Raw genomic sequence first — 9,254 nt, forward strand, 5'->3', positions numbered from 1 at the left:
CCTGACGCCCGTCCGGTCCCGACCCCAGCTGGCGAGACAAGAGCAGACAGCAGGCAGACAGCAGGCAGACAGGAGTCAGACAGCAGGCAGACGGCAAGCAGACAGCAGACAGGAATCAGGCAGGAGGACGTGTCGATGACGACGCACGACGACAGGATTCAACGCAAGATCGCGTTTTTGGTGGCACCGGAGGGCGTCGAGCAGGTCGAACTCACCGAGCCGTGGAAGGCCATCGAGCAGGCCGGCCTGAGTCCGGTGCTGGTGTCGACGGAGGGAGGCAGGGTGCAGGCGTTCCGGCACCTGGACCCCGCGGACACCTTCCCGGTCGACGTCACGGTCGCCGAGGCGGATCCCGCGGACTTCGACGCGCTGGTGCTGCCCGGCGGAGTCGCCAATCCGGACGAGTTGCGGTGGCAGCCGGGTGTTGTCGAGTTCGTCCGGTACTTCTTCGATGCCGGCCGCCCGGTGGCGTCGATCTGCCACGCTCCCTGGACCCTGATCGAGGCGGACGTGGTCCGCGGACGGCGGATCACGAGCTGGCCGAGCCTGCGCACCGATCTGCGCAACGCCGGGGCCGAGGTCGTGGACGAGCAGGTCGTCATCTGCCGGTCCGGGCCGAACACGCTGATCAGCAGCCGCAGGCCGGATGATCTGCCGGCCTTCGACGGCACCCTGGTGGAGCATCTCACCTCGGTGGGCGTCTGATCACCTCGGTGGACGCCCCAGTTCGGGACGCCGTTCACCGTGGATGCGAAGGAACCGCCGGAAACGGCTCCTTCGCCCGGGCCGTCTGCTACCTCGGATCAGGTTGGTCGCTACCCCGCACCAGGTGGATCACTGCGGTGTATCCCGTCGCCGGACATCCGTAACCTGGAACAGCGATGATGCGGCATTCCGGCCGCCGTGCCGGCCGCCGTGCCGGCTTGCCGTGGTTGCCGTGGTCGTTCGTGGACACGCCGTCGTTGTCGTGGACATGTCGTTACCAGGGTGGGGTCACCGGAGCCGGGTCACCAGGCGGGCCGGGAAGATCTGCCGGGGAGGGGCTGTTACTCTCCCTGGCTCACCTGACGGCGTCGGCCCGCAGCCCGGGAAGCCGCAGCCCAAGAATCCGACCGCGACTGGGAGGAGAGCCGGTGCCGACCATGCAGGACGTCGAGCGCGCCCGTGAACAGGCGTACCTGGACACGCTGTACATCCGGTTGGACGAGGTCCGCGAGATCACCCGTGGGCAGCTGCGCCGGGTCCTGCTGGAAAGTGGCACGGGCACCCCACAGTCACTCGTGGAACGGGACGTGTTCGCGGCGACCCACGCCGACCGGCTCGCCCGCCTCGACGCCGCCGAAGGGCGGCTGTGTTTCGGCGCGATGGACCACGCCGACGGGCGCCGGACGTACATCGGCCGGATCGGCCTGTCCGACAGCGAGCAGGAACCGATCCTGGTGGACTGGCGGGCCCCGGTGGCCACCGCCTTCTACCGGGCGACGCTGGCCGATCCGCACGGTCTGGTGCGGCGGCGTCATCTGCGGACCAAGGGCCGGGAGGTCACCGGCATCGCCGACGACCCGTTGAGCCTGCCGGCCGGCACTGGCACCGGCACGAGCGAGCCCGGCGGGGTGACGGCGTCCGGCGACACGATGTTGCTCGAGGCGCTGGCCGCGCCCAGGACCGGGCGCATGCACGACATCATCGCCACTCTGCAGGCCGAGCAGGACCGCATCATCCGGGCGCGGGCGAACGGCGTGCTCGTCGTCGACGGTGGACCGGGGACCGGTAAGACCGCGGTGGCGCTGCACCGTGCCGCCTATCTGCTCTACAACGACCGGGCTCGACTCGACCAGTCCGGCGTGCTGATCGTGGGGCCGAGTCCGGTGTTCCTGCGCTATATTGACCAGGTGCTGCCCTCCCTCGGGGAGACCGGGGTGATCTTCGCCACGCCGGGACGGCTCTTTCCCGGGGTCGACGCGCACGGCGTCGAGGACGTCGCAACCGCTGCGCTCAAGGGTGATCCGCGGATGGCCGAGGTCATCGCCGCCGCCGTCAGGGACCGGCAGCGGCTGCCGCGGCGAGAGGTACTCATCCCCTACGACGATCACATGCTGCGCCTCGGTCGCGACACGGTCGCGCGGGCCCGCACCCGGGCGCGGCGCAGCCGCCGCCCGCACAACTCGGCCCGTCGGATCTTCCTGCGCGAGCTGTTGGCAGAGCTGGCCACCCAGGTGGTGAACCAGATCCCGGGCGGGCTGCTCGACGCCGACGAACGCGGCCAGATCATCCGGGACCTGTGGTCGGCGGAAGAGGTCCGTACGGTGCTCGATGGCCTCTGGCCGCTGCTGACCCCCCAGCGGCTCCTCGAGGAGCTCTTCGCCGATCCGGCGGCCCTGGCGCGTGCGGCGGGTAGCCGGCTCACCCCGGCGGAACGATCTCTGCTCGAGGACCGGCGGACGGCCGCAGCGTCCGCCCGGATCCCGGTGCAGCGCGACGGCGTGGGTACGGCGGGTACAGCGGCCGTCGATCGGGTCGAGCGGGCCGAGCGGGCGTGGGCTCCGGCCGATGTGCCGCTGCTCGACGAGGCCGCCGAGCTGCTCGGCGACCCGGGCGAGGAGACCGGCCGCGAGACCGCCCGCCGTGCCGAGCGGGAACGCGAGGAGGAGCGCGAGTACGCCCGGGGCGTGGTGGACATGCTCGGGCTCGAGGGGCAGGTTGACGCCGAGGCGCTCGCCGAGCGGTGGAGCGGGCCGCGGGCGCGGCGCAGTGCCGCCGATCATGCCCGCGAGGACCGCACCTGGACTTTCGGCCACCTGATCGTCGACGAGGCCCAGGAGGTCTCGCCGATGTTGTGGCGGCTGCTGTGGCGGCGCTGCCCGGGACGCACGGCGACCCTCGTCGGTGACCTGGCCCAGACCGCCCGGCCGGGCGCGCCGACGTCCTGGGGGGAGCTGCTGGGGCCCGCGGTCGGCGACCGGTTCACGGTCGAGCGGCTCAGCGTCAACTACCGCACACCTCGGGAGATCATGGACGTTGCCGCCGACGTCCTGCGGGCGCAGGACCCGACGGTCTCCGTTCCCCTCTCAGCGCGTTCGGTGGGCCGTGCCCCGACGGCGGTGCGCGTGGGCGACGTGACGACCGACGATGTCCCGGGCCTCGTCGGTCTGCTCGAGACTGGTCTGCTAAAGGACAGGCGGACCTTCGCCCAGGAGCCTCCCGGGGACCTCGTCGCCGCCGTGGTGTACGCGGCGAGCCGGGCCGCGAGCGAGGTCGGTGACGGGCGGGTCGCCGTGATCTGCCGCCCGCAGGACATCCCGGGGCTGCGCGGTGCCCTCATGGCAGCCCTCCCGGATCTGGCGGTCGCGGCGGACTCCGTCGACCCCGCCAGCGCCGTCGGCAACGCTCTCGACGCGCCGGTGGCGGTGCTGAGCGTGGCGGAGAGCAAAGGTCTCGAGTTCGACGCGGTGGTGCTGGTGGAACCGGCCGCGTTGCTGGCCGGGCCGACCCGGGGGCTCGCCGACCTCTACGTCGCGCTGACCCGGGCCACCTGTTTCCTGACCGTGGTGTATTCCGGCGAGCTTCCGCCGGTACTGGGCCGACTCGCCCGGCGGTAACGTGCCCGCCCGCGGACGGGTTCCGGATCCGTCCGCAAATACCAGCTAGCCCTGCGTGAGGAGCAGCGTCGGAACAAAATTCCGATATTTTCTTGATATAAAATGTCCATCCATCGTTCATCGGAACGTTGTTCCGTGTGGCTAGGTTCGTGGATGTGACGACCAGGCCCAGGGCGACCAGGCCCAGTGAGACCGGCGCGGCGAGCGTTGCTGACGAGCCGGCTGGCACCCTTGCTGAACGGGTGCGGGGGGGCCGCCGCGGATCTCGCTCCGAGCGAGGCCCGGGTCCTCGAAGCGTTGCTGGAGCCGGGAGCGGAGATCCTTAATCTCTCGGTATCCGAGGTCGCCGCTGCCGCGGGGGTGGGGGTCGCCACGGTCGTCCGCGCGTGCCAAAGTCTCGGCTTCAAGGGTTTCCAGGCAGCCAAGATCGCTCTAGCTCAAGATCTTCTGCCGCTCGGTGAACGCCCCCGGGAGGACATCGATCCCAGCGACACCGTGCATCAGGTGCTTGCCAAGCTGGCGGCCTCGAACGGTCAGGCACTGTCGCGCGTCCCGATGAGCGTGGGCGCGGGTGCGCTTGCCGATGCCGTTGAGGCGCTCCATGCGGCGCGGCGTGTTCTTTTTCTGGGGGTCGGCACAAGCGCACCGATTGCCGCGGACGGGGCGTTTCGGCTGGCCACGATCGGCGTCCCGGCCAGCTTCCCGCCGGATGTGCACACGCAGCACGTGCAGGCACGCCTGCTCGGGCCGGATGATGTCGCGGTCGCGGTGAGTCACACCGGGGCGACTCATGAGACCGTAGGCGCTGCTCGCGGCGCACACGCCGCCGGTGCCGCGGTTATCGCGATCACCAGTTTTCACAGCAGCCCGTTGACGGAGGTCGCGACAACCGTGCTCGTCGCCGGGAGTCGTAAAACCCGGTACCAAATAGAGGCGATGACCAGCCGTCTCGCCCACCTCCTGGTTCTTGAGAGCCTTTTCATCGCTCTTCTTCTGCGGAATCCTGACCATGCCCGCATCGCGCAGACTCTGGCTGCGGATGCTCTCGATGAACACTGTTACTGATTCGTCCTACTCAATCGCTACTGATTCGCTCGGACTGTTCAGATTCTGATGGAGACAGATGATTATCTCTGGGACGTTTTCCGACCACGGCGCGAACCAGCGAACAGGGGGCAGTCAGCGGCCAGCCGCGGTGGTGTTCGACTGCGATGGATTGCTCGTGGACAGCACGGCGGCATGGGCCACCGCGTTCGACGAGGCGGCCGCGGCCGTCTCCTTCGAGTTGGACGACGCGATGCGCGGGCAGCTGGTCGGCAGCTCCGTCGCGTCGGGGGCCGCGCGGATCGCGCGCTGGGGCAACCAGGAACACGAAGCTGCCTTGATCGCATCGGTGCTTCACCGTTCGCTGCGGCAGGCGGTGAAACGTGACCCTCCTCGCGCCATGCCGGGCGCGGCCGCCCTGCTCGCTGGCCTGAGCGGCAGCGTACCGATGGCGGTCGCCTCGAACAGCCCGGCCGATGTACTCGTCGCGATGCTCACCGGCGCGGGATTCGATGTGGCGTTCGACGCGACCATCGCCGCGGACGATGTCGACCTACCCAAGCCTCACCCGGAGGTCTACCTAACCGCCTGCTCGACCCTGGGAGTTGATCCGCGCGACGCGGTCGCCGTCGAGGACTCCAGGATCGGGGCAATCGCCGCGCAGCGGGCCGGTCTGGCGGTCATCGTCGTTACCACCGGAGACTGGCCGCAGAGCACACCCCTGCCGTGGCCGGCGGAAGGACGCCCTCTCCTGGTGACCCCGTCCCTGACCGAGCCAGCCGTCATTCGCCAGCTCATGCCGTCATGACGAATCCCCCGGCGACGCAGGCGACCGGCAATGTGAACGGCGGCCGGGCGACGTCGACGACACGGCTTGGAGTACTCACCGATCTTCATCTCGCCGCTTGGTAGGTGCGGGAGGGCCCGTGGCTCGGCTGCCCGGGCGCGCCGGGCCCTCCCGGTGAGTTTCAGGCTGACCACGCTCGCCCTTCGTGGAGTGCGAGGGTGCCCTCCTGTGCCTGCGGGAAGTGTGAGCCGACCCCGTCGGTTCCTGGCTTCGACAGCTCGTTCCAGATCCACTCCCGGCTGTGGTTCGCAAGCTTGACGTCGACGTCGCCAACGCTGTGCCAGCTCGGGTGGTGTAACTGGTGCGGGCAGGTGATCGCGTCACCGAAGAACAGGATCCGCTGGCCGCCGCTGGCCGCCATGACGCTGGTGTGCCCCAGGGTCGGCATCAAGGAGATTCCCGGCAACACTTCCAACTTTTCACGGTCCAGGAGTTGAACGCTGCCGGCATCACGCAAGCCAGCAAGCGAGAGCTGCTGATCGATAATGAACTTCCGCTCATCGTCGTCGGGTGTAGTTCCTGTCAAGTGACGTGATCAAGTCGGGGTGTAGTGGTCGGCGAACTTGCTGTGATGGTTGCGGTGTTGTTCTTGCTGGAGGTGGTAGGTCCAGTAGGCGTCGAAGTCGCCGTTATCCGGATGTCCGGATGTCCGGATAACGGCGATTATCCTGATGTCCTCGTTATCCCGATGGCTCGGGCGGGACCCGCGGGCTGCCGTGGGCTGCGCGGGCCCCGCGATCGGGATAACTTGCGGCCTCCTCTGTGATACCTGCTGTCCTTCGTCTGGATGAGTCGGAACATCCAGACGAAGGGAGGGTGTCATGGCACGCTCTGACGCTGGTGCCCGGGGCCAGCTGGCGGAGGCTTTCCGCTGCTACCTGGCCCGGGAACGCGGACTAGCGCAGGGGACGGTCGACAACTACTCGCACAACGCAGCCTTGTTCTTGGCGCGGCTGCCGGACCCGGTCGATGAGGCTCTGCGGGAGATGACGGCGGGCCGCGTCCTGGAGGTCATCGGCGAGCTGATCCGCCCGGGCGGTCCGTTGGCACGCAGCCTGTCGGTCCCGCTGCGGTCGCTGCTGCGTTTCCTGCACGTCACCGGCCAGATTCCCCGGTCGCTGGCCGGCGCGGTGCCGACCGAGCCGCGGTGGCGGCTCGCGTCCCTTCCCGCCCGGATCGACGGCTCGGCGGTGAGCGCGCTGCTGGCGGCATGCGATCGCGGCAGCGAGCGCGGCCAGCGTGACTACGCCGTGCTGGTGCTGCTGTCACGGCTGGGACTACGGTCCGCGGAGGCAGCCGGACTCACGCTGGACGACGTGGACTGGCGCGGCGGCACGCTACTGATCCACGGCAAGGGCGGACGGGCTGACCGCCTTCCCCTTCCGCCCGACGCGGGAGAGGCCATGGCCTCCTACCTGCGGGCCCGGCCGCGGGACCTGCCAGGCCGGGCCGTGTTCTGGACGGTCAGAACGCCACGCCAGCCGCTGAGCAGGCAGGGCGTGGCGGACGTGGTCCGGCGGGCGTGCGCGGCGGCGGGAATGGAGCCGGCCGGGCCGCAGCGCCTGCGGCATGCGCTGGCCGGGGAGTTGCTGGCGGCGGGCGCCGCCCTCGGGGAGGTCGCCCAGATGCTGCGGCATCAGGACCTGCGGACGACCGCGATCTACGCGAAGGTCGACCGGGCGGCGCTGGCGCAGCTGGCCCGCCCGTGGCCGGCAGCGGAGGCCGTGTCATGAACGCGATGCAGCACGCCGCGGAGAACTACCTGGCCTTGCGCCGGTCCCTGGGATACATGCTGGAAGCGCCGGGCAGGCTCGTCGGCGACTTCGCGCGCTACCTGGACGGCCTCGGGCTCGCTCACGTCACGGTCGACGCCGCGCTGTCGTGGGCCACGAGCCCGGGCGGATCCGCCTACTGGCACTGGTTCCGGCTCTCGGCGGCCCGCGGGTTCGCCGGGTACCTGCACGCCTTCGACGACCGTCACCAGGTGCCCCCGGCTGACCTGCTGGCCCGCCGTTACCAGCGGCCCGTCCCGTTCCTGTTCACCAGTGCCGACCTCGCCGCGCTGATGAAAGCCGCGGCTGAACGGCCCACCCGTCTGCACGCGCTCAACTGCCAGGCGCTGATCGGCCTCCTGTCCGTGACGGGCATGCGGCCGGGAGAAGCCTACGCGCTCGACCGCGACCACGTGGACCTGGCTCACGGGAGGCTGTCGGTCATCAACGGCAAGTACGGCAAGTCCCGCGAGCTGGCCCCGCACCCCAGCACCGTGATCGCCCTGCGCGAATACGCCGAGCACCGTGACTACCTGTGCCCTCGCCCGGCAGCGCCGGGCTTCTTCGTGTCGCTGAGCGGGGGCCGCCTCCACTCGTCCAACACCGACACCGCGTTCCGCCGCCTCGTCGGCCGCGCCGGCCTGCAGCCCCGTTCCGCCCGCACCCGGCCCACCCTCAAGAGCCTGCGGCACTCCTTCGCGGTCAGCACCCTGATCAGCTGGTACCGCGACGGGAAGGACGTCAGCACGCGCCTGCCGCTGCTGTCCACCTGGCTTGGGCACGTCGCCCCGAGCTCGACGTACTGGTACCTGCAGGCCACCCCGGAGCTGCTCGGGCTGGCCGTCGGCCGGCTCAGCCCCGCCGCCGCGAGCCTGGGCAGCGGAAAGGAGAGCCGGCCATGACCACGCTGGCGCCCATCCCGCAGAGCTTCTTCACCGACAAGCTGGCCAGGCAGCGGCAGGCCAGCCCCCGCACCGTCACCGCCTACCGCGACGCCCTCCGGCCGCTGGTCCAGTTCGCCAGCCGCGCCACCGGGACCGAGCCGTGGCAACTGGACCTGGAGCAACTCGACGCCGACCTGATCTCAGCCTTCCTGGACCATCTGGAATCCGACCGCGGCAACAGCGCGCGCACCCGCAACGCCCGCCTGGCCGCCATCCGCTCGCTGTTCCGCCACGCCGCCTGGAAGGCACCCGAGCACGCCGCGACCATCCAGCGCGTCCTGGCCATCTCAGGCAAGCGCACCAGCACCACCGTGGTCAGCTTCCTTACCGACGACGAGGCGCGAGCGCTGCTCGACGCACCCGACCGGCGGACCTGGACCGGCCGGCGTGACCGCACGCTGCTCCTGCTCGCGCTGCGCACCGGCCTGCGCGTCTCCGAGCTCACCCAGCTGACCTGCGGCGACGTCCACCTCGACCGCGAAGCGCATGTCCGTTGCCTCGGCAAGGGCCGCAAAGAACGCTACACGCCCCTCGAGTCGTCCACCGTCACGGCACTGCGCGACTGGCTGGCCGAACGCGGGAGCAACCCGGACACCCCCTTGTTCCGCACCCGCCAGGGCAGGCCGCTGTCCCCTGACGCCATCCAGGCCCGCCTCACGAAATACCACGGGATCGCGGCCAGGAACTACCCGTCCCTGGCCGCGAAGAAAATCTCCCCACACACCCTCCGGCACTCCACCGCGATGAGCCTGCTGCACGCAGGCGTCGACATCGCCGTCCTCGCGCTCTGGCTCGGCCATGAGAGCACCAAGTCGACCCAGGCCTACATCCACGCCGACATGAAGCTGAAGGAGCAGGCCCTAGCCCGCATGACACCCGCTGGCGTCCCGGCCGGCCGCTATACCCCCAGCGACCCGCTGCTCGCCTTCCTCGAAAGCCTCTGAATTATCCCGATCGCGGGGCCCGCGCAGCCCACGGCAGCCCGCGGGTCCCGCCCGAGCCATCGGGATAACGAGGACATCGGGATAATCGCCGTTGCCGACGAGGG

Annotated in this window: 8 protein-coding genes; 7 read left to right on the forward strand and 1 reads right to left on the reverse strand. The window is 70.0% G+C overall.

Annotated elements, in window-relative coordinates:
• Positions 1 to 135: 135 nt before the first annotated feature.
• The 4 genes from AC08OP_RS14190 to AC08OP_RS14205 all read left to right on the forward strand — a co-directional run bounded on the left by AC08OP_RS14190 (position 136) and on the right by AC08OP_RS14205 (position 5,451).
• On the forward strand, positions 136 to 705 hold the full coding sequence (locus tag AC08OP_RS14190) for a type 1 glutamine amidotransferase domain-containing protein (protein ID WP_476614621.1): 570 nt from the start codon (positions 136 to 138) through the stop codon (positions 703 to 705).
• A 428-nt stretch (positions 706 to 1,133) separates the two neighbouring features.
• A complete protein-coding gene (locus AC08OP_RS14195; RefSeq protein ID WP_476614622.1) occupies positions 1,134 to 3,599 on the forward strand; it encodes a HelD family protein in 2,466 nt (821 codons plus the stop codon).
• 186 nt (positions 3,600 to 3,785) lie between these two features.
• Positions 3,786 to 4,664 carry a MurR/RpiR family transcriptional regulator gene (locus tag AC08OP_RS14200; protein WP_476614623.1) on the forward strand — a complete coding sequence of 293 codons (879 nt, stop codon included), beginning with the start codon at positions 3,786 to 3,788 and terminating at the stop codon, positions 4,662 to 4,664.
• Between the two features lie 58 nt (positions 4,665 to 4,722).
• On the forward strand, positions 4,723 to 5,451 hold the full coding sequence (locus AC08OP_RS14205) for an HAD family hydrolase (protein ID WP_476614624.1): 729 nt from the start codon (positions 4,723 to 4,725) through the stop codon (positions 5,449 to 5,451).
• 160 nt (positions 5,452 to 5,611) lie between these two features.
• Here the strand turns inward: AC08OP_RS14205 and AC08OP_RS14210 are convergent, their stop codons facing one another.
• Positions 5,612 to 5,881 carry a hypothetical protein gene (locus AC08OP_RS14210; protein WP_476614625.1) on the reverse strand — a complete coding sequence of 90 codons (270 nt, stop codon included), beginning with the start codon at positions 5,879 to 5,881 and terminating at the stop codon, positions 5,612 to 5,614.
• Positions 5,882 to 6,311: 430 nt separating this feature from the next.
• On the opposite strand from AC08OP_RS14210, the gene AC08OP_RS14215 reads away from it, so the two are divergent.
• Genes AC08OP_RS14215 through AC08OP_RS14225 form a run of 3 tightly spaced genes read left to right on the forward strand, consistent with a single transcriptional unit; the run spans position 6,312 to position 9,150 of the window.
• Positions 6,312 to 7,223, forward strand: coding sequence for a tyrosine-type recombinase/integrase (locus AC08OP_RS14215; RefSeq protein WP_476614626.1), 912 nt, complete (start codon positions 6,312 to 6,314; stop codon positions 7,221 to 7,223).
• Complete coding sequence (locus AC08OP_RS14220) at positions 7,220 to 8,164, forward strand: tyrosine-type recombinase/integrase (protein ID WP_476614627.1); 945 nt, start codon at positions 7,220 to 7,222, stop codon at positions 8,162 to 8,164. Before AC08OP_RS14215 ends, AC08OP_RS14220 begins: the two co-directional genes overlap by 4 nt.
• Positions 8,161 to 9,150, forward strand: a complete 990-nt coding sequence (locus AC08OP_RS14225) for a tyrosine-type recombinase/integrase (RefSeq protein ID WP_476614628.1) — start codon at positions 8,161 to 8,163, stop codon at positions 9,148 to 9,150. The genes AC08OP_RS14220 and AC08OP_RS14225 overlap by 4 nt, the downstream gene beginning before the upstream one ends.
• Positions 9,151 to 9,254: the final 104 nt, after the last annotated feature.

The organism is Frankia sp. CeRuru1 (genome assembly GCF_977966315.1).

Bases quoted from the DNA above. Each gene is read 5' to 3' on its own strand.
- AC08OP_RS14220 (WP_476614627.1), top strand. From the start codon at position 7,220: ATGAACGCGATGCAGCACGCCGCGGAGAACTACCTGGCCTTGCGCCGG.
- AC08OP_RS14205 (WP_476614624.1), top strand. From the start codon at position 4,723: ATGATTATCTCTGGGACGTTTTCCGACCACGGCGCGAACCAGCGAACA.
- AC08OP_RS14215 (WP_476614626.1), top strand. From the start codon at position 6,312: ATGGCACGCTCTGACGCTGGTGCCCGGGGCCAGCTGGCGGAGGCTTTC.
- AC08OP_RS14190 (WP_476614621.1), top strand. From the start codon at position 136: ATGACGACGCACGACGACAGGATTCAACGCAAGATCGCGTTTTTGGTG.
- AC08OP_RS14225 (WP_476614628.1), top strand. From the start codon at position 8,161: ATGACCACGCTGGCGCCCATCCCGCAGAGCTTCTTCACCGACAAGCTG.